The organism is Streptomyces blastmyceticus (genome assembly GCF_039521185.1).
GTDB lineage: Bacteria > Actinomycetota > Actinomycetes > Streptomycetales > Streptomycetaceae > Streptomyces > Streptomyces blastmyceticus.
Genome location: NZ_BAAABW010000008.1, coordinates 37,781 through 56,343 on the forward strand (window position 1 = coordinate 37,781; position 18,563 = coordinate 56,343).

The 18,563-nt window shown below is 71.4% G+C and carries 16 protein-coding genes; 10 read left to right on the plus strand and 6 right to left on the minus strand.

Annotated features, from left to right (window positions below; all coding sequences use genetic code 11):
* Window positions 1–2: 2 nt before the first annotated feature.
* The 4 genes from ABD269_RS06445 to ABD269_RS06460 all read right to left on the minus strand — a co-directional run bounded on the left by ABD269_RS06445 (window position 3) and on the right by ABD269_RS06460 (window position 4,747).
* Window positions 3–791, minus strand: coding sequence for a VOC family protein (locus ABD269_RS06445; protein ID WP_344116894.1), 789 nt, complete (start codon window positions 789–791; stop codon window positions 3–5).
* Window positions 792–900: 109 nt separating this feature from the next.
* Window positions 901–1,932: a UDP-N-acetylmuramate dehydrogenase gene (locus ABD269_RS06450; RefSeq protein WP_344116896.1), complete on the minus strand. Its 1,032-nt coding sequence runs from the start codon at window positions 1,930–1,932 to the stop codon at window positions 901–903.
* Window positions 1,933–1,965: 33 nt separating this feature from the next.
* The gene (locus ABD269_RS06455; RefSeq protein ID WP_344116897.1) at window positions 1,966–3,261 is read right to left on the minus strand and encodes an NsdA family TPR-like regulatory protein; all 1,296 of its coding nucleotides are present in this window, start codon (window positions 3,259–3,261) and stop codon (window positions 1,966–1,968) included.
* A 157-nt stretch (window positions 3,262–3,418) separates the two neighbouring features.
* Window positions 3,419–4,747 carry an MFS transporter gene (locus ABD269_RS06460; protein WP_344116898.1) on the minus strand — a complete coding sequence of 443 codons (1,329 nt, stop codon included), beginning with the start codon at window positions 4,745–4,747 and terminating at the stop codon, window positions 3,419–3,421.
* A 269-nt stretch (window positions 4,748–5,016) separates the two neighbouring features.
* Between ABD269_RS06460 and ABD269_RS06465 the strand changes: the two genes are divergently transcribed.
* The 7 genes from ABD269_RS06465 to hemL all read left to right on the plus strand — a co-directional run bounded on the left by ABD269_RS06465 (window position 5,017) and on the right by hemL (window position 12,052).
* Window positions 5,017–5,214 (plus strand): response regulator transcription factor, encoded by a 198-nt coding sequence (locus ABD269_RS06465; RefSeq protein ID WP_344116899.1) that lies wholly within the window; start codon window positions 5,017–5,019, stop codon window positions 5,212–5,214.
* Window positions 5,215–5,380: 166 nt separating this feature from the next.
* Window positions 5,381–6,163: a maleate cis-trans isomerase family protein gene (locus ABD269_RS06470; RefSeq protein WP_344116900.1), complete on the plus strand. Its 783-nt coding sequence runs from the start codon at window positions 5,381–5,383 to the stop codon at window positions 6,161–6,163.
* A complete protein-coding gene (locus ABD269_RS06475) occupies window positions 6,160–7,383 on the plus strand; it encodes an FAD-dependent oxidoreductase (RefSeq protein WP_344116901.1) in 1,224 nt (407 codons plus the stop codon). The genes ABD269_RS06470 and ABD269_RS06475 overlap by 4 nt, the downstream gene beginning before the upstream one ends.
* A gap of 47 nt (window positions 7,384–7,430) precedes the next feature.
* Window positions 7,431–8,252, plus strand: a complete 822-nt coding sequence (locus tag ABD269_RS06480; RefSeq protein WP_344116902.1) for an aspartate/glutamate racemase family protein — start codon at window positions 7,431–7,433, stop codon at window positions 8,250–8,252.
* Complete coding sequence (hemB, locus tag ABD269_RS06485; RefSeq protein WP_344116903.1) at window positions 8,249–9,265, plus strand: porphobilinogen synthase; 1,017 nt, start codon at window positions 8,249–8,251, stop codon at window positions 9,263–9,265. The genes ABD269_RS06480 and hemB overlap by 4 nt, the downstream gene beginning before the upstream one ends.
* 50 nt (window positions 9,266–9,315) lie before the next feature.
* Window positions 9,316–10,653 carry a glutamyl-tRNA reductase gene (locus tag ABD269_RS06490; RefSeq protein WP_344116904.1) on the plus strand — a complete coding sequence of 446 codons (1,338 nt, stop codon included), beginning with the start codon at window positions 9,316–9,318 and terminating at the stop codon, window positions 10,651–10,653.
* Between the two features lie 91 nt (window positions 10,654–10,744).
* Window positions 10,745–12,052, plus strand: coding sequence for a glutamate-1-semialdehyde 2,1-aminomutase (gene hemL / locus ABD269_RS06495; RefSeq protein ID WP_344116905.1), 1,308 nt, complete (start codon window positions 10,745–10,747; stop codon window positions 12,050–12,052).
* Window positions 12,053–12,056: 4 nt separating this feature from the next.
* Here hemL and ABD269_RS06500 read toward each other — a convergent pair whose 3' ends face one another.
* Window positions 12,057–12,377 (minus strand): ArsR/SmtB family transcription factor, encoded by a 321-nt coding sequence (locus tag ABD269_RS06500; RefSeq protein WP_301887019.1) that lies wholly within the window; start codon window positions 12,375–12,377, stop codon window positions 12,057–12,059.
* Between the two features lie 146 nt (window positions 12,378–12,523).
* Here ABD269_RS06500 and ABD269_RS06505 point away from each other — a divergent pair, with 146 nt between their 5' ends.
* Window positions 12,524–13,726, plus strand: coding sequence for an MFS transporter (locus ABD269_RS06505; protein ID WP_344116907.1), 1,203 nt, complete (start codon window positions 12,524–12,526; stop codon window positions 13,724–13,726).
* A gap of 102 nt (window positions 13,727–13,828) precedes the next feature.
* Window positions 13,829–15,655 carry an asparagine synthase (glutamine-hydrolyzing) gene (gene asnB, locus ABD269_RS06510; protein WP_344116908.1) on the plus strand — a complete coding sequence of 609 codons (1,827 nt, stop codon included), beginning with the start codon at window positions 13,829–13,831 and terminating at the stop codon, window positions 15,653–15,655.
* Between the two features lie 71 nt (window positions 15,656–15,726).
* Here asnB and ABD269_RS06515 read toward each other — a convergent pair whose 3' ends face one another.
* Window positions 15,727–16,887, minus strand: coding sequence for an acyl-CoA dehydrogenase (locus tag ABD269_RS06515; RefSeq protein WP_344116909.1), 1,161 nt, complete (start codon window positions 16,885–16,887; stop codon window positions 15,727–15,729).
* A gap of 207 nt (window positions 16,888–17,094) precedes the next feature.
* Between ABD269_RS06515 and ABD269_RS06520 the strand changes: the two genes are divergently transcribed.
* On the plus strand, window positions 17,095–18,435 hold the full coding sequence (locus tag ABD269_RS06520; RefSeq protein WP_344116910.1) for a UDP-glucose dehydrogenase family protein: 1,341 nt from the start codon (window positions 17,095–17,097) through the stop codon (window positions 18,433–18,435).
* Window positions 18,436–18,563 lie beyond the last annotated feature (128 nt).

An 18,563-nucleotide genomic window follows, 5' to 3' on the forward strand; every position in this document is an offset into this window, starting at 1 on the left:
GGTCAGGCGGGCTGGGGCCCGGTCGCGTTGATGACGGCGAACGTGCCGCCCTGCGGGTCCTGCACCACGGACATCCGGCCCGCCATCATGTCGAACGGCGGCACGAGGACGTTGCCGCCCGCGCGGATCAGGGCGTCGACCGTGCTGTCGGTGTCGTCGACCGAGAAGTACGCCAGCCAGTGCGAGGGCACGCCCTCCGGGAGCTTGTCGAGCCCCTGCATCCCGCCGACGGTCCGCCCGTCGACGTTGAGCGCGAAGTAGCCGTCCGCGCCCTCCATGGGCGCCGCCTGGATGCCCAGGGCTGCGGAGAGGAAGGCGGTGGCGGCGCCGGTGTCGCTGGTGTCGAGCTCGTTCCAGATCAGCGCGCCGTGCTCGTTGACGACGCCCGCGCCGGGGAAGTCCTTGGCCTGCCACAGCCCGACCACGGCGTCGGTCGGGTCGGAGATGAGGGACATCCGGCCGAGCGTCATCACGTCCGTCGCCGGCATCATCACCGTGCCGCCCGCCTTGGCGACCTTCTTCTCGGTGGCGTCCACGTCGGCGGTCGCGAGATAGGTGGTCCACACGGTCGGCGGGGTCGGCCCGCCGTCGGGCGACGTCGCGGTCATGATGCCGGCCACCGGCTTGCCCCTCAGCGTGCAGACTGCGTAGCCGCCGGTCTCCGGCGGTCCGACCTCGCCCTGCCAGCCGAAGAGGTCGCGGTAGAAGTCCAGGGCCGCCTGCTGGTCGGGCACCATGAGGTCGACCCAGCAGGGGGTGCCGGGTGCGTACGGGCCGGTTACATCGGGCATGTCGAGAGCCTCCAAGACGGTGGTGGGCCGGGCACCCACGGGCTCAACGTTCAGCGCTCCGCCCGTGCCCCGCCACCGGCATTGACCCGTCCGGGCGCGACCCCGCCGGTCACCCGATGAAGTCGATCTCCGACACCAGCCGCACCCCCGTACGGCACAGCACCCGGCGCCGCACGGCGGAGATGGCCTCGTGGAAGCGCGCGGCGTTCGCGCCCTCGTCGGCGACCAGCGTGTGGTGGCGGGAGGAGACCCGGACGCCCTCCGCCACGGGGGCGCCGAGTTCGTAACCGGCCCGGTGGATGAGCCAGCTGGCGCTGACCCGGGTCGTCCCGTCGGGGAAGTCGTTGACCGGCGCACCGTCCCGGCGCAGCCGCGCCGCCCGGGCGCGGGACACCTCGGGGCTGAGGAAGACGCTGCCGGCCGACCGCCGGTCGCCGTCGGCGCAGTCCAGCACCATGCCCTTGCCCCGGCGCACGGCCAGCACCGCCTGGGCGGCTTCGGCGAGCGGGACCCTGGCGCCGACGGGAACGTCGAGCTCCGCGGCGACGGTGCGGTAGGTGACGGGGGCGCTCAGCGGGGAGCGGCGCAGGGCGAAGAGGAGGCTGAGCAGGGTCCAGCGGCGGGAGTGTTTGAGGGCGCTGGTGCGGTGGCCCAGCGCGCAGGCCGCGGCGTCCAGGACGACACGGCGGCGCAGCTTCCAGTCCCAGGCCACGGCGTGGACCAGGGTGTCGGAGATCTCCTGGCCGTACGCGCCGACGTTCTGCACGGGTGTCGCGCCGGTGGTGCCGGGGATGCCCGCCAGCATCTCCATGCCGGTCAGGTTCTCGGCGATGAGGGTCCGGACCAGCTCGCCGAGCGGGTGGCCGGCCTGGACCTCGACCAGCACCCGGCGGTCGTCGTCGCGGTCCCGCACGCGGATGCCCCTGGTGGCCATGCGCAGCACGGGGGCTGTGCAGCCCGCGTCGCCGATCAGTACGTTGCTGCCCGCCCCGAGGCACACCGGCCCGCCCGGGCGGCCCTGGGCGAACGCGACGAACTCGGGGAAGTCCGCGGGGTCGTCCAGCTCGGCGAGCGCCGTGGCCGGTCCGCCGATGCCCAGGGTCGTCATCGGCGCGAGCGGTGTGCCGTAGGTGATGCGCATGTGCCTCTCTCCCGGAAGGCCGGCCGGTGGCTGTCAGCCCGCTGTCGTCGCGGGGCGCCGGGCCAGCAGGTGTTCGGTCCGCTGTACGACGTGGCGTACGGCTGTGGCGTTGTGCTCCTCGAAGCGGCGGCGGAGGCCCGCGAGGCGGACGTTGGCGCGGACGGAGGTGGTGTGCTCGGCGAGGTCCAGCGCGGCGTCGGCGGCCGCGGCCGCGCCGTCGACGTCCCGGCGCGCGAGCCGGGCCTCGGCCAGCGAGGTGTGGTGCAGCAGCCGGTTGAGCGGCTGGGTCTCTCCCAGGAGCTCCAGGCCGTGCGCGAGGTTCTCCTCGGCGCGGTCGGGCCGGCCGGTCTCCAGCCAGGCGCGGCCCGCGTCGGCCACCATGACGGCGGGGACCAGCCAGTAGCCCCAGGGGGCCCCGACGCCGGCCTCGCGTCCGTCGCTGAGCCCGGCCGCCTCGTCCAGCACCCGCTCGCAGCTCTTCCTGTCGCCGAGGCTGGCGTGGGCCCTGGCCTGGCGGGTGGCGAGCAGGGCCTGGCCGAGTCCCACGGGTTCGTTCTCCACGCCCTTGCGGGCGATCCGGATGAGCCGCAGAGCCTCCTCGCCCCGCCGGTCCCAGGCGGCGTGGTAGCTGAGGCAGGAGATGATGTACGCGCCCAGCAGCCGGTCGCCGGCGGTGCGCGCGGCGTGCAGGGCGCCCAGCAGATGGGTCCTGCTCTGCGCTTCCATGCCGAGGTCGGCGGCGATCCACCCGGCGAGCTGGCCGAGTTCGGCGACGGCGGTGTGCAGGCGTACGCCGGTCGGCTCGTCGTAGGAGGCCTCGGCGGCCAGCTTCCTGGCCCAGCGGAGGTCCTGGAGCGTCCAGTCCAGGACGAGCTTGCCGCCGCAGGTGTCGTCGAGCCGGCGCAGTTGGCAGATGCGGGCGACGAGGGCGGCGAGCATGGCGGGGCCGACCTCCTCGCCGCCGGTCCGTGCCACCGGTGGCCGGTCGGTGTCCACCAGCCAGTCCACGGCGGCGTCGACCGCTTCGCGTCCGGACTGCCGTTCCGGTGTGCCCCGCTGCGGCGGGAGGTGGAGTCCTCCGGTGCTCCTGGCGGCGGGTTTCACGGACCACAGGGCGTCCACGGTGACGGTCTCGCCCAGTCGGCCGGAAAGGATTTTCGCGACCACGTGTGGCAGACGGCCCCGGGGGCGGGAGCCCTTCAGCCAGTTGTAGGGGGCCTTGCTGCTGATGGTGCCGGTACCGCAGATCCTGTTGATCTCGCGGGCCAGTCGCTCGGGCGACCAGGACAGCCGCTGGAGACAGGACGTCAGCGCTGACGTGTCGTACATGTGGGGGGACCTCGACCTCAACGGCGCTCGGTTGCGGAGCGCGAGCCGGCTGGCCTGCACGGACGGTGTCATCCGACGCTACTTTCGCCGGATCGAGGGTCGTGGCACATGTGATCGACGACATAGTTGACCTATGCATTCAGGGTGTCGGTTCCGGTCATTCGCCGAACGACCGGTTCCCTGCGGCGGATTTCGGCGAGTGGGTGCCCGCGTACGCCGCGACGGCGGTCCGCGGGGCGGCCGGGGCAGGGCGAAGGGTGCGCCAGTAGACGAGAGTTCCGGCAGTCAGCACCCCGACCGCGAAGAGGAAAGGCGACTGAAATGATCCGGTCGCCTCGGCCAGCCAGCCGGTGAGCAGGACTCCCCCGGTGCTGGCCGCCGTGTTGGCGAAATTCATCAGGCCGCTGACAGCTCCGACCGCCCCGGGCGGCGCGAGGAGACCGGGCAGGCTCCACGCCACAGGGGCCGCGACGGCGAGCCCACTGAGGGACACCGACATCCAAAGGACGGCGGCGGCCGGTGAATTGCTGGTGCCCGCCCAGCCTATGGTCGCGCCGACGGCCAGCCCTCCGGTCAGTACGGTTCTGCGGACCCGTTCCGGATCGCGGCCCCGGCGTACGAGCCGGTCGACGAGCCATCCGCCGACCAGGATTTCCGCCACGGTCGCCGCGCCCCAGGGCACCATGGCGTAGAGGCCCGATTCCAGAAGCTCGGCTTCGAATTCCTGCTGGAAGAACTGGGGCATCCAAGTGAGCACCACATTGATGGTGTAGCCGTAACAGGCGAAGCCGAGCGTCAGGCCCCAGACGCGCGGGGAGCGCAGGGCCGGGCGCCACTGCCGGGCGGTGTTCCGTTCGGCGTCGCGGGCGCCTCCGGCGATGATGTGCGCCCTTTCCCCGGGGCTCATCCGGGTGTGTTCGCACGGCTCCTTGTAGACCCACCACCAAACAGCCGCGAAGAGCAGGCTGAGCATCCCGGTGAAGAGAAATCCGGCTCGCCAGCCCCAGCTGCTCATCACCCATGCGAGGACGGGGAAGGCGACCATGTTGGAGAGCTTGGTCGCCCCGTCGAACAGGGCGGTGGCCATGCCTCGTTCGCCGGTCGGGAACCAGGAGGAGGTCGCTTTCGCGGCGCCCACCATGGAGGGGCCCTCGGCGATCCCGAGCAGCGTCCGGGACAGGATGACGAGCCCCAGGCCGCCCGCCACCGAGGTCAGCAGGCTGGCGAGACCCCACAGGACGGCGGCGATCCGGGTGAGCCTCTTCACCCCGAAGGCGTCGACGAGGAATCCGGCCGGTAACTGCATCAGGCAGTAGGACCAGCTGAACGCCGAGAGCACTATGCCCAGTTGCCGCAGATCCAGGGCGAATTCATCGGCGATCGATGCACTCGCCACCGACAGGGCGGTGCGGTCGAGGAAGTTGACGACGACGCCTCCGGCGACGACACCGCCGATCGCCCAGCGGGCGCGGCCAACGGATGGCATGGAACTCGGCCGACCTTTCGTTTCTCGGCCGCCGTGGGCACACGGCGGCGCAGGATGTACCGGCTGCCCACGTCCCTGCCCTCGCATGCGGTCCGAAGCCGCTGCTGACCGAGTTGACCGCCCTGACCGAGCTGACCGGCGGCACGCCTTCACAAGGAGTCACTGCCGGGGTGCAGTATGTCGTTGCGCCTGATGGTGAGAAGCGACGGGGGCAGCGGATATGCCGTTCGTGGCATCGGGCGCTCAGCAGGCGGCGAGGAGTAAAGGCAGTGACTGACGAGACACGCTTGACGCCCCATCAGGAACGCATAGCCGAGCTTGTCGTGGCGGGTCGCACGAACCGGGAGATCGCCCAGCGGCTGTCCGTATCGATCAGGGCCGTGGAACTGCACATGACGAATATCTACCGACGGCTCGGCATTCAGCGCCGGGCCCAGCTCCACGGCGCATTACGGCAGTACGCCTGATCTCGAACACATCCGAATCCTGCGGGGCCGCCCTCTCCACCGGGCGGCCCCGCAGGATTCTTTTCGCTGTTCCGGGACCGCTCCGGAAGGTTCTGCGGTAAACCGTAGTGCCGCCCCCGGCCACCCCTTCTAGCGTTGTCGCACCGGCACTTGGGAAGGGGAGGGAATGGAAACTCGTACCCGCCGGGCAGGCGTCGTCGTTCCATCGGGGAACGCTACGGTCGAGCCCGAGTTCCAACAGCTCCTGTCGCACTGGGGCGCGGTATACGCGGCACGTCTCCCCGTATTCCCCGATCGCGATCTGCGGCAGCGGCTGGAGGGCTACAACGATTCCGCGCGCAGCGTCATCGAGGGATTCGGGAGGCTCGAACTCGACGCCGTCGTCATCGCGTGCAGCGGCGGCCACTACCTCCAGGGACCGGAGGCCGACCGGGAGTTCTGTCTCGGCCTCAGCCACCGGCTCGGGGTGCGCGTCGTCTCGGTCACCCAGGCGATCGTGGAGTGCTTCCGCGCGTACGGCCTGACCGGCATGACGCTCGTCTCTCCGTACGCCCCCTGGCTGACGGAGCTGTCGGTCGCCTATTGGGAGGCCGCCGGGCTGCGCGTCGACGGCGTGGTGTCGGTGGAGTCGGCCAAGGGCTTCTCGCCGTACGACGTCACCACGGACGACCTGGTCCGGCAGGTGCGTGACGCACGGCTCCCCGGGAACGGGCCGCTGCTCTTCACCGGGACCGGCATGCCCACGCTGGGCGCGCTGCGCACCCTGCGCGAGGACCACCGGACCCTGCTCACATCGAACCTGTGCGGTGCCTGGTGGGCGGTCAACGCGGGCGGCGGGTGGAGCGAGGAAGCGTTCGAGGACTGGCCGGTGCCGGGCGTGGCCACCGGCCGCCCCGCGCGGCCGGTCCTGCTCCAGGAGACGTCCCTCGGCACGGCGGAGTCGGCATGAGCGGCGCCCGGTCCACCGCGGACGGGCCGGACGTGGTCGTCGTCGGTGCCGGTCCCGTGGGACTGACCGCCGCCCTCGTGCTCGCCCGGCGAGGCGTGCCGGTGACCGTGGCGGAGAGCGGCGAGGGGCTGAACACGGCCTCCCGGGCCTCCACCTTCCACCCGGCCACCCTCGACCTCCTGGCGGAGCTAGGCGTCGTCGACGGACTCCACGCGGTGGGGCGCCGGGTGGACCGCGTGCAGTGGCGCGACCTGTCCGGTGCGGTGCTCGCGGAGATGGACTTCGACGTGCTGCGAGGGGCCACGGGCTTTCCGTACCGCTTGCACGCGGAGCAGTCCGCGCTCACCGCGCTGCTGCTGCGGGAGCTGCGGTCCCTGCCGCACGTGCGGCTGCTGTTCGGCTGCACGGTGACGGGCGTGGAGCACCTCGGGCCGACGGTCCGGGTGCACGGCCACACGGACGAGGGCAGGTGCAGCGTCGACGGGCGGTACGTCATCGCGGCCGACGGCGCGCACAGCACCGTCAGGAAGTGCCTGGGCGTCCCCTTCCACGGTGAGGACTATCCGAGCTACGCGCTGCGCTGCATCACGCCCGTACCCCTGGACCGGCACGCGCCGGGGCCGGCCGCGCTCACCTACGTCCGGGACGGCAGACAGTCGTGCAGCCTGCTCGGGCTCCGGGACCACTGGCGGGTGATCTTCCGCGTGCCCGCCGCCGTGGACGCGGCGGAGGCGGCCCGGCCGGAGTTCTACGGGCCGCTGCTCGACACCGTGCGGGAGGGCCTCCCCGCGGTGGATCCGGCGGCCTTCACCGCCCACACCTACCGGCTCTCCCGGCATGTCCTCGACGACTACTGCCACGGCCGGGTGCTGTTCATGGGCGACGCCGCCCATGTGACCTCGACGGCCGGCGGCATGAACATGAACTGCGGGCTGCACGACGCCGTGGCCGTCTCCTCGGAACTGGCGGACGTGCTCGACGGGCGCGCCGGACCGGACGCCTTGGACCGCGCCCTGGCGCTGCGGCGCGCCGTGCTGGTGCGACAGGTCCTGCCGCGCAGCGAGGCCCGCGTCTCCGGGGTGGCCGCTCCCGATCCCACGGCGCTGGCGGACGGCGTCCGGGAGATCAGGAGGATCGCGGCCGACCCCCGGCTCACCCACCGGTACCTGTGGCAGGCGTCGATGCTCGACAGCGCGCCGCGCCTGACCACGGGCGTGTGAAATCCGGCCGGGCCTTCTCCGCTCTCCCACACACGCAAGGGACTCGTATGCGCATTTGGCTTCAGAAGCACACGGTTCAGGGGCGGTTACCACTGCTGGACACCTGGTACCGCGAGCACATGGACGCGGTGGCCTCGCCCGGAACCGTCGTGGACATCAAGACCCTGCCGGACGACGCCTACGGCGACCGGACACCGGTCGACCTCGTGCAGTACAGCGCGCTCGCCGTGATGTTCGACGACTATTTCGGGCGCACCGCCGTGGCGGCCGAACGCCGGGGATACGACGCGTGGGTCATCGCCGCGGGACAGGACCCCGGCCTGGTCGCGGCACGCACACGGGCCGCCATTCCGGTGCTCGGGTACGGGGAGACCGCCTTCCACCTGGCGGCGATGTTCGGTTACCGGTTCGCCGTCGTGGGTTTCAACTCCGGTCTGGAAGAGCCCATTCGGGAGAACATCCAGCGGTACGGACTGACCGGCCGACTCGCGGCGTACGAAATCGTCGGCGCCGGGAGCGAACTCGTCCACAAGGCGATGTCGGGCGACTGCGGCCCGTTCGCGGAATCCTTCGCGGACGCCGCCCTGCGAGCCGCCCGCAAGGGCGCGCAGATCATCATCCCCGGCGAGGGATTCCCCAACGAGGTCCTCTGGCACCTGGGAATCCACGAGCTGCACGGACTTCCCGTCGTGGACCCCGCGGGGCTGCTCGTCCGCATGGCGGAGACCGCGGTGCACGCCGGGCAGCTGGGCATCCTCTCCCGGCCCACCACCGGCCACCGGTTCCGCCGGCCCGATGCCGGGGTCGTCGACCACCTGCAAGAAGTGCTCCTCAACGCGATGAACGGAAAGGACGGCATCACCTCATGACCCCTCACACCCCTTCCACCGGCCGGCCCGCGAACCCGCTCGGGCTGGTGCACCGCCCGCGCCGGCTGCGCCGGTCCCCGGCGATGCGGCGCCTGGTCGTCGAGACCCGGGTGCACGCCCACAATCTGGTCCAGCCCCTCTTCGTCCGCGAGGGCATCTCGGCTCCGCAGCAGGTCAATTCGATGCCGGGCGTGGTCCAGCACACCCGCGACTCCCTGCGCAAGGCGGCGCACGAGGCCGCGGCCGCGGGGGTGGGCGGGCTGATGCTCTTCGGCATCCCCGAGGAGAAGGACGCCCTGGGCACGGGCGCCCTGGATCCCGACGGGATCCTTCAGCAGGCCGTCCGCGACGTGGTGTCGGAGGTCGGTGACGCCCTCGTCGTCATGACGGACGTCAATCTCGACGAATACACCGACCACGGCCACAGCGGAGTGCTCGACGCCTCCGGTGACGTGGACAATGACGCCTCCCTGGTGAAGTTCGGGGAGATGGCCGTGGTCCAGGCGCAGGCCGGGTCCCAACTGGTCGCCCCCAGCGGAATGATGGACGGCCAGATCGGATACATGCGGTCGGCCCTGGATGCGGCCGGATTCCCGCACATACCGATCATGGGCTACTCCGCGAAGTACGCCTCGTCCTTCTACGGACCTTTTCGCGAGGCTGTGAACTCCTCGCTGAAGGGGAATCGCAAGACCTACCAGCAGAACCCCGGGAACGCCCGGGAATCGCTCCACGAGGTGGCACTCGACGCCGCCGAGGGCGCCGACATGGTGATGGTGAAGCCCATCACGACCTATCTCGACGTCGTGTCCGCGATCACCGAACTGGTCAATGTGCCGGTGGCCGCGTACCACGTGTCCGGGGAGTACGCGATGGTGGAGGCGGCCGCGGCCCGGGGCTGGATCGACCGGGAGTCCGCCGTCGTCGAGACGCTCACCTCGATAAGGCGGGCCGGTGCCTCGATCATCCTGACCTATTGGGCCACGGAGTTCGCCACCAAGCTCCCCGCCTGACCGCCACGGGAATTCCTCAGGAACGACACCAGACGGTAGGTGTGATCATTGTGAAAGGGAATACCCCTGACGTCGGCATCGACAGGATCGCGGTCGTCGGCGTCAGCCATGCCACCACCCCGGTGAGCCTGCTGGAAGAAGTGGCGCTCGCCGACGACGAACTCGACGGCGTCCATGCGGCGATCTCCGGATCGGGCGGTGCCGCCGCCCTGGTGCTGGCCACCTGCAACCGACTCGAGCTCTACGTAGAGTCCGACGACTCCGCCGCCGCGAGCCGCGCACTGGGCGAGCTGATCGCCCGGCGGGCGGGCGCGGCCGCCGAGGAAGTGCGCGCCCAGCTGCACGTCCGCCGGGGCGAGGAAGCGGTGCACCATCTGTTCTCGGTGGCGAGCGGGCTGGAGTCCCTGGTCATCGGCGAGGACCAGATCCTGGGACAGGTGAAGTCCGCTCTGTCCGGGGCGCAGGAGCGGGGCTCCGCGGGGCGCCTGCTCAACCAGCTGGGCCAGAAGGCCCTCCGGCTCGGCAAGCGCGTGCGCACCGAGACCGGCATCAACGAGGCCGGGCGGTCCCTGGCCACCCTGGGGCTCCAGCGCCTGGAGCGCACGCTGGGGGCGCTGGCCGGCAAGTCCGTGCTGCTGGTCGGCGCGGGCTCGATGGGGGCCGTGGTGGCCGCCGACCTGCGCCGCGCGGGCCCAGGTGAGCTGTTGATCGCCAACCGCACGGTGGAGCGCGCGGAGCGGCTCGCCGAGCGGTACGCCGGCCGGGCGGTGCCCATGGAGCGGGTGCCGGAGCTCCTCGCCGACGTCGACCTGGCGGTGTGCTGTGTCGGCGGGACGGGCAGCGTGATCCGGGCGGCCCACGCCGAGCGGGCCGTGCGGGCCCGGGGCGGGCGGGAGCTGTTCCTGCTCGACCTCGCCATGCCGCGGAACATCGACGCGGAGGTCGCCGCGGTTCCGGGCGTCGTCGTGGTGGATCTCGAACGGCTCGCGGAGACCGGCCCGGAGGCGGCCTCGGCCATGTCGAGCCTCGCGGCCGCCCGGAAGCTCGTGGCGGAGGAGGTCGGCGAGTTCGTGGCCGCCCAGCGGGTGGCACGCGCCGCCCCCGTGGTGGCCGCGATGCGCTCGGCGGCGTCCGCCGTGGTGAGCACGGAGATCGACCGGCTCACGCAGCGGATGCCGGATCTCGGGTCCCAGGAGCACGCGGAGATCGCGCGTTCCGTCCGCCGCATCGTGGACAAGGTCCTGCACGGCCCGACCGTGCGCGCCCGGCAACTGGCCGAGGAGGCGCAGGGCGAGCTCTATGTCGAAGTCATGGTCCGGCTCTTCGCCCCCTCCTTCCCCGAGCAGGGGGCGCCCGGGTCCCGGGCCGGCGCCTCTGCGGCCGCATAAATGCGACTGGTGTTCCGGCCGGGCAGGCCGAACGACGGCCTGCCCGGCTCCCCACACGCGGTTCCCACCGCCTCATGACTTTCGGAGAAGCGTGAACAGCGACACGAATACATCCGTTTCCCGGGCCCTCTTCGAGCGTGCCCGCGCCGTGATCCCCGGCGGCGTCAACTCCCCCGTGCGCGCTTTCGGCGCGGTGGGCGGCACGCCCCGCTTCATGGCCTCCGGCAGCGGCCCGTACCTCACGGACGCGGACGGCAACGAGTACGTCGACCTCGTGAGCTCCTGGGGTCCGCTGATTCTCGGGCACGCCCACCCGGGTGTCCTGGAGGCCGTGCGCCGGGCCGCCGACCTGGGCACGTCCTTCGGCGCGCCGGTCGAGGCCGAGGTGGCGCTGGCCGAGGAGATCGTGGCCCGGATCGCGCCGGTGGAGTCGGTGCGACTGGTCAACTCCGGTACGGAGGCGACGATGTCGGCCATCCGGCTGGCACGCGGGTTCACGGGCCGGGCGAAGGTGGTGAAGTTCGCGGGCTGCTACCACGGGCACGTGGACGCGCTGCTCGCCGCCGCGGGCTCGGGCCCGGCCACTCTTTCGCTCCCGGACACCCCGGGCGTGACGGGGGCCGCGGCAGGCGACACGATCGTCCTGCCGTACAACGACCTGCGGGCGGTGGAGGAGGCCTTCGCCGCCCACCCCGACGCGATCGCGTGCGTGATCACCGAGGCGTCGCCCGGCAACATGGGTGTGGTGCCGCCGCGTCCGGGCTTCAACGCCGGGCTGCGCGAACTGTGCCACCGGCACGGGGCGCTGTATGTGTCGGACGAGGTGATGACCGGCTTCCGGGCGAGCGCGACCGGCTGGTACGGGATCGACGGCGTGGCCCCGGACCTGATGACGTTCGGCAAGGTCATGGGCGGCGGCTTCCCGGCGGCGGCCTTCGGCGGCCGGGCGGACGTGATGCGGCTGCTGGCCCCGGACGGCCCGGTGTACCAGGCCGGGACCCTGTCGGGGAACCCTGTGGCCGCCGCCGCCGGGCTGGCCACGCTCCGGGCGTGCACCCCGGAGGTCTACGAGCATCTCGACGCAGCGGCACGGCAGTTGGGCAATCTGGTGTCGCAGGCGCTGGCCGCGGAGGGTGTGCCGCACCGGGTGCAGTACGCGGGGACCATGTTCTCGGTCTTCTTCACCGGCGCGGAGGTCGTCGACTTCGACGGCGCGCGGGCGCAGGACACCGCGCGGCACACGGCGTTCTTCCACGAGATGCTCGCGCGCGGGGTGTATCTGCCGCCGTCGGCGTTCGAGGTGTGGTTCCTGTCGGCCGCGCACGACGACGCGGCACTGGGGCGGGTGGCCGACGCGCTGCCGGCCGCGGCGAAGGCCGCCGCGGCGGCGGGCGCCTGAGCGGCTACGCCTCGTTCGCCGCGTAGGCCAGCAGGAGGTCGAGGAGGCCCGGGTAGCGGGCCTCCAGATCCTCCGAGCGCAGCGAGACGAAGCACCGCGTGCCCTCGGAGCGGATACGGGTGACGCCCGCCTCGCGGAGGGTCTTGTTGTGATAGCTCATCGTCGACTTCGGTATGGCGCCCGCGTGTTCCGCCAGGCCGCCGACCGTGTGCTCGCCGCGCTCGCGGAGCAGGCCGACGAGCCTGCTGCGCGTCGGGTCGCTGAGCGCGAACAGGACGTCGTGCAGCCGGATGTCCTCGGGGGCCGGGTGGTGGTAACTGCGCACCCTCGAAGACTAGTCCGGTTTCGCTGTTTCTAGAAACGTAGAACGAATGGCGGGACACCTTCCGCCGGGTGAAGTGGCGCATTGCTGAGCACAGTTGACGAACTGTACGATCCATTGGACTAAATCTTTCGAACAAAGGAGAGTCCATGCGCCGTACGGTTCTGCTGGCCTTCGGGACCTTCGCCCTGGGGATGGACGGCTTCATCATGACCGGCCTGCTGTCCGACATCTCGGGAGACTTCGACGTCTCCCTGTCGTTAGCCGGGCAGCTGGTCACCGCCTTCACCCTCTGCTACGCGCTGGCCGCCCCCGTCTGCACCGCCGTGCTCTCCAGCAAGCCGGCCAAGCTGGTCCTCCTGGGCGCGCTCCTGGTCTTCACCCTCGGCAACGGGCTGAGCGCGCTGTCGAGTTCGTACCCCCTCCTGCTCGTCGCCCGCGCGATCGCCGGGATCGGCGCCGGGATCTACATGCCGATGGCCGCCACGACGGCCGCGGCGCTGGTGGAGCCGGAGCAGCGCGGCCGCGCGCTGGGACTGGTGCTGGGCGGGCTCAGCATCGGCACCGTCCTGGGCATGCCCGCGGGCCTCGCCCTGGCCCATCTCTTCGGCTGGCGGCTCACCCTGTGGGCGGTCACCGGCCTCGGCCTGCTGGCGCTGATCGGCATCGGCATCCTGCTGCCCGAACTGCCCGGCTCGCCCCCGATGCGGCTGCGCCGGCGCATGGCCGTGCTCGGCGACCCCAAGGTCGCGTCGATCGTCGTCGTGTCCTTCGTCGCGAACATCGCGAGCCTCGGCCTCTACACCTATCTGGCCCCCGTGCTGAAGTCGGTCGGCCACATCGGCAACCCGATCCCGTACCTCGCCACCTGGGGCATCGGCGGCATCCTCGGCAGCCTGCTGATCGGCGTCGTCATCGACCGCACACGGCGGTCGTTCTCGCTGTTCACCGTGGTGATGCTGGCGTTCGCCGCGGCCATGGTGGTGGTGCCCCTGGCCGGTGGGGTGCACGCGCTGCTCTTCCTGCCGCTGCTGGTCTGGGGAGCGGCGGGGTTCGCCTCCCCCGCGCCGCAGCAGGAACAGCTCCTGGCCGCGCGCCCGGACAACAGCAATGTGGTGGTCGCGCTCAACGACTCGGCGATCTACCTGGGCAGTGCCGTCGGCTCGGCGCTGTTCGGCGCCGTGCTGGCCGCCGGGCTGCCGATGTCCGCCCTGCCGTACGTGGCGGCCGGGTTCGCCGTCCTCGGGCTGCTCGTCCATCTGCTCGTCGTGCCGAACGTGTCCGCCCGTACGAGCGGAGCCTCCGGCACCGGCTCGCCCGTCCCCGCCGAGGCGACGGCCGTCACCGAATGACCACCGGCCGGCCCGGAATCCATGCCTTCGGATTACCGCAGTGCCCCGCCGGATCCGTCTTCATAGCATCGCGATCAAGCCGATAGCGCGGGAGGTAACCGCATGTGCGGAATTGCAGGTTGGGCGGATTTCGACCGTGATCTGAGGGGCGAGCTCGCCACTTTCGGGAAAATGGTCGACACCATGGAATGCCGTGGCCCGGACGCCGAAGGGGCGTGGGTCGACCGGCACGCGGCACTGGGGCACCGCAGGCTCGCCGTCATCGACATCGAGGGCGGCACCCAGCCGATGGTGGCCGAGGAGGACGGCAGGACCCTGGCCGTCCTCACCTACAGCGGCGAGGTCTACAACTTCCTCGAACTGCGCCGCGAACTGGAGGGCCGGGGCCACCGGTTCCGCACCCGCAGCGACACGGAGGTCGTGCTGCGCGCCTATCTCGAATGGGGCGCCGGCTGCGCGGAGCGGCTGAACGGGATGTACGCCTTCGCCGTGTGGGACGTGCGCAAGGAAGAACTCTTCCTCATACGCGACCGCATGGGAATCAAACCGCTGTATTACGCCGCCACCGGCTCCGGGGTCCTTTTCGGGTCGGAGCCCAAGGCCATTCTGGAGAGCGGCCTCGTCGCTCCGGTCGTCACCGCGGAGGGCATGGCCGAGGCGCTGAGCGTCGTCAAGACGCCGACGCACGCGATCTACCGCGACCTGCGCGAGGTGCGGCCCGGCCATGTGGTGCGCGTGCACCGGGGCGGCGTCACCCCGCAGCGGTACTGGGCGCTGGAGGCCCGCCCGCACACCGACGACCTCGACACGACGATCGCCACCGTGCGCGACCTCCTCTCCGACACCGTGGAGCGGCAGCTCGTCTCCGACGTCCCGCTGTCCAGCCTGTTGTCGGGCGGCCTCGACTCGAGCGCGATCACCGGTTTCGCGGCGGCCCGCGGCCCCGTCCGCTCCTTCGACGTCGACTACGTCGGCTACACCGAGAACTTCCGGCCCAACGCCATGCGGCCGGAGTCCGACGCCCCGTACGTCACCGACGTGGTCCGGCACCTGGGCACCGACCACGCCAGTCTCGTCCTGCACACCGAGCAGCTCGCCGACCCCGGCGTGCGCGCCGCCGTGCTGCGGGCCCGCGACCTGCCGCTGAGCGTGAGCGACCTCGACACCTCGCTGTACCTGCTGTTCCGGGCGGTCCGCGAGCGGTCGACCGTCGCGCTGTCGGGCGAGGCCGCCGACGAGCTCTTCGGCGGGTACCGCTGGTTCCACGACGAGGAGGCGGTGCACGGGGACACCTTCCCCTGGCTGGTCGTGATGGGCCCCAACGCCCAGGGCGGCGGCGGGATCATGGACCAGGCGTTCCTGGACAAGCTCGATATTCCCGGCTACATCCGGCAGCGCTACAGCGAGGCCCTGGCCGAGGTGCCGGTGCTGGCGGGCGAGACGGGCCTCGAACGGCGGATGCGCGAGATCAACCACCTGCACCTGACCCGGCTCGTGCAGTGGCTGCTGGACCGCAAGGACCGGATGAGCATGGCCAGTGGCCTGGAGGTGCGCGTCCCGTTCTGCGACCACCGCCTGGTCGAGTACGTCTTCAACACCCCGTGGGCGATGAAGACCTTCGACGGCCGGGAGAAGAGCCTGCTGCGGGCGGCGACCTCCCACCTCCTGCCGCGCTCGGTCGTGGAGCGCAAGAAGAGCCCGTACCCCGTGACCCAGGACCCCACCTATATGCAGGCCGTGCGCGAGGAGCTCAGGGCCCTGCTGGCCGACCCCGACGCCCCGGTCGCCCCCTTGCTCGACCGCGAGGCGGCGACGGCCGCGGCCGCCCGCACGGACAGCCCCACCGGCGAGTGGGGCCGCTACCCGGTCGAGTCCGTCATCCAGTGGAACGCGTGGCTGAAGCGCTACAACGTCACCCTGGAATTCTGAGCCGCCCCACCGGCAGCACCACGGCCCCCGGCGCGATCGCGTCGGGGGCCGTGGTGTCGGTGCGGGGCCGGCTACTTCGGCAGGTTGCGCGCCATGACGATGCGCTGAACCTGGTTCGTGCCCTCGTAGATCTGGGTGATCTTGGCGTCGCGCATCATGCGCTCCACCGGGTAGTCACGGGTGTAGCCGTAGCCGCCGAGCAGCTGGACGGCGTCCGTGGTGACCTCCATGGCGACGTCGGAGGCGAAGCACTTGGCCGCGGCGCCGAAGAAGGTGAGGTCGCCGTCGACGCGCTCGGACTTGGCCGCGGCCGAGTACGTCAGCTGGCGGGCGGCCTCCAGCTTCATCGCCATGTCGGCGAGCATGAACTGGATGCCCTGGAAGTCGGCGATCGGCTTGCCGAACTGCTTGCGCTCCAGGACATAGCCCTTGGCGTAGTCCAGCGCGCCCTGCGCGATGCCCAGCGCCTGCGCCGCGATGGTGATGCGGGTGTGGTCGAGGGTCTTCATCGCGGTCGCGAAGCCGGTGCCCTCCTCGCCGATCATGCGGTCGGCGGGGATCCGGACGTTGTCGAGGTAGACCTCGCGGGTCGGGGAGCCCTTGATGCCGAGCTTCCTCTCCGGCGCGCCGAAGGAGACGCCCTCGTCGGACTTCTCCACCACGAAGGCGGAGATGCCCTTGGAGCGCTTCTCGGGGTCGGTGACGGCCATGACCGTGTAGTACTCGCTGACGCCCGCGTTGGTGATCCAGCGCTTCACGCCGTTGAGGACGTAGTGGTCGCCGTCGCGCACGGCCTTGGTCTTCATGCCGGCCGCGTCCGAGCCCGCGTCGGGCTCCGAGAGGGCGTACGAGAACATCGCCTCGCCCTTGGCGAGCGGGCTCAGGTAGCGCTTCTTGAGGTCGTCCGAGCCGGAGAGCACGACGGGCAGCGAGCCGAGCTTGTTGACCGCCGGGATCAGGGAGGAGGAGGCACAGACGCGCGCGACCTCCTCGATGACGATCACCGTGGCCAGCGCGTCGGCACCGGCGCCGCCGAACTCCTCGGGGACGTGCACGGCGTGCAGATCGGCGGCCACCAGGGAGTCGAGCGCCTCCTGGGGGAAGCGGCCCTCCTCGTCCACCTCGGCGGCGAACGGCGCGATCTTCGCCTCGGCGAGCGAGCGCACGACCTTGCGGAGCTCGTCGTGCTCCTCGGAAGGCCGGTACAGGTCGAAGTCCTTTGATCCCGCCAAGGCGTACTCCCCTGAGAGTTAACTACCGTTTAGTAACCCCGATTCTAGGGGCGGCTTCCGGACGGGTATACGTGAGCTTGCCGACAGCGACCGCACGGCGGTCCGCGCTGCGCCCGGCCTTCATGGCCTCTCCCGAGATCCTTCCCGGCCCCCGCCCCGACTATGCTCGGGCAGCGCAGTCCGGCCCGTCAGCACATGGAGCACCGCATGGCCCTCAAGATCACCGTGATCGGCACCGGCTACCTCGGCGCCACCCACGCCGCGGCCATGGCGGAGCTCGGCTTCGAGGTGCTGGGCCTCGACGTGGTGCCGGAGAAGATCGAGACGCTCGGCCGGGGCAAGGTCCCGATGTACGAGCCCGGTCTGGAGGAGCTCCTCCGCAAGCACGTCGCCGGGATCGAGGGCTCGACCGGGCGGCTGCGCTTCACCACCTCCTGGGAGGAGGTCGGCGCATTCGGCGACGTCCACTTCATCTGCGTGAACACCCCGCAGAAGCACGGCGAGTACGCCTGCGACATGTCCTACGTCGAGGCCGCCGTCTCCTCCCTCGCCCCCGTGCTGCACCGGCCCGCGCTGGTCGTCGGCAAGTCCACCGTCCCGGTGGGCAGCGCTGCCCGGCTCGCGGAGCTGCTCGCCGGGCTGGCCCCGGCGGGCGCGGACGTGGAGCTCGCCTGGAACCCGGAGTTCCTGCGCGAGGGCTTCGCCGTCCAGGACACCCTGCACCCCGACCGGATCGTCGTCGGCGTCGCCGGTGAGCGCGGCGAGAAGCTGCTGCGCGAGGTGTACGCGACCCCGATCGGCGAGGGCACGCCGTTCGTCGTCGCCGACTACCCCACGGCCGAGCTGGTGAAGACCGCCGCGAACTCCTTCCTCGCCACGAAGATCTCCTTCATCAACGCCATGGCCGAGGTCTGCGAGGCCGCCGACGGCGACGTGGTGAAGCTGGCGGAGGCCATCGGCCACGACGAGCGCATCGGCAAGAAGTTCCTGCGGGCCGGCATCGGCTTCGGCGGCGGCTGCCTGCCGAAGGACATCCGCGCCTTCATGGCCCGCGCGGGCGAGCTGGGCGTCGACCAGGCGCTGACCTTCCTCCGCGAGGTCGACTCCATCAACATGCGCCGCCGCGGCCACATGGTCGAGCTCGCGCGCGAGGCGGTCGGCGGCAGCTTCCTCGGGCAGCGCGTCGCGGTGCTCGGCGCGACGTTCAAGCCGGACTCCGACGACGTACGGGACTCCCCGGCGCTCAACGTCGCCGGGCAGATCCACCTTCAGGGCGGGCAGGTCACGGTCTACGACCCCAAGGGCATGGACAACGCGCGCCGCCTCTTCCCGACCCTGGCCTACGCGCCGACGGCGCTGGACGCGGTGCGGGGCGCGCACGTCGTGCTCCACCTGACGGAGTGGCGCGAGTTCCGCGAGCTGGATCCGGCGGTGCTGGGGGCTGTGGCGGCGTCTCGGCATGTGCTGGACGGGCGCAATGCGCTTGACGCCGGCGCTTGGCGTTCGGCTGGGTGGACGTTCCGCGCGATGGGCCGCCCCCGGGCGTAGCGGGTTCCCGGGGCTCCGCCCCGCACCCGGGCACCTGCGGCGAGCTTTGTTCCCCAGCCCCGCCCCTTCCCGAAACCGGGGAGACCCCGGACCCCCCGAAGCGGCTGCGCCGCTTGTCCTCAAACGCC

What these genes read in the sequence shown, in the direction of transcription:
- ABD269_RS06505 (WP_344116907.1), top strand. Translation starts at nt 12,524, where the DNA reads ATGCGCCGTACGGTTCTGCTGGCCTTCGGGACCTTCGCCCTGGGGATG.
- ABD269_RS06460 (WP_344116898.1), bottom strand. Translation starts at nt 4,747, where the DNA reads ATGCCATCCGTTGGCCGCGCCCGCTGGGCGATCGGCGGTGTCGTCGCC.
- ABD269_RS06455 (WP_344116897.1), bottom strand. Translation starts at nt 3,261, where the DNA reads ATGTACGACACGTCAGCGCTGACGTCCTGTCTCCAGCGGCTGTCCTGG.
- ABD269_RS06450 (WP_344116896.1), bottom strand. Translation starts at nt 1,932, where the DNA reads ATGCGCATCACCTACGGCACACCGCTCGCGCCGATGACGACCCTGGGC.
- asnB (WP_344116908.1), top strand. Translation starts at nt 13,829, where the DNA reads ATGTGCGGAATTGCAGGTTGGGCGGATTTCGACCGTGATCTGAGGGGC.
- ABD269_RS06445 (WP_344116894.1), bottom strand. Translation starts at nt 791, where the DNA reads ATGCCCGATGTAACCGGCCCGTACGCACCCGGCACCCCCTGCTGGGTC.
- ABD269_RS06470 (WP_344116900.1), top strand. Translation starts at nt 5,381, where the DNA reads ATGGAAACTCGTACCCGCCGGGCAGGCGTCGTCGTTCCATCGGGGAAC.
- ABD269_RS06480 (WP_344116902.1), top strand. Translation starts at nt 7,431, where the DNA reads ATGCGCATTTGGCTTCAGAAGCACACGGTTCAGGGGCGGTTACCACTG.
- hemB (WP_344116903.1), top strand. Translation starts at nt 8,249, where the DNA reads ATGACCCCTCACACCCCTTCCACCGGCCGGCCCGCGAACCCGCTCGGG.
- ABD269_RS06520 (WP_344116910.1), top strand. Translation starts at nt 17,095, where the DNA reads ATGGCCCTCAAGATCACCGTGATCGGCACCGGCTACCTCGGCGCCACC.
- ABD269_RS06475 (WP_344116901.1), top strand. Translation starts at nt 6,160, where the DNA reads ATGAGCGGCGCCCGGTCCACCGCGGACGGGCCGGACGTGGTCGTCGTC.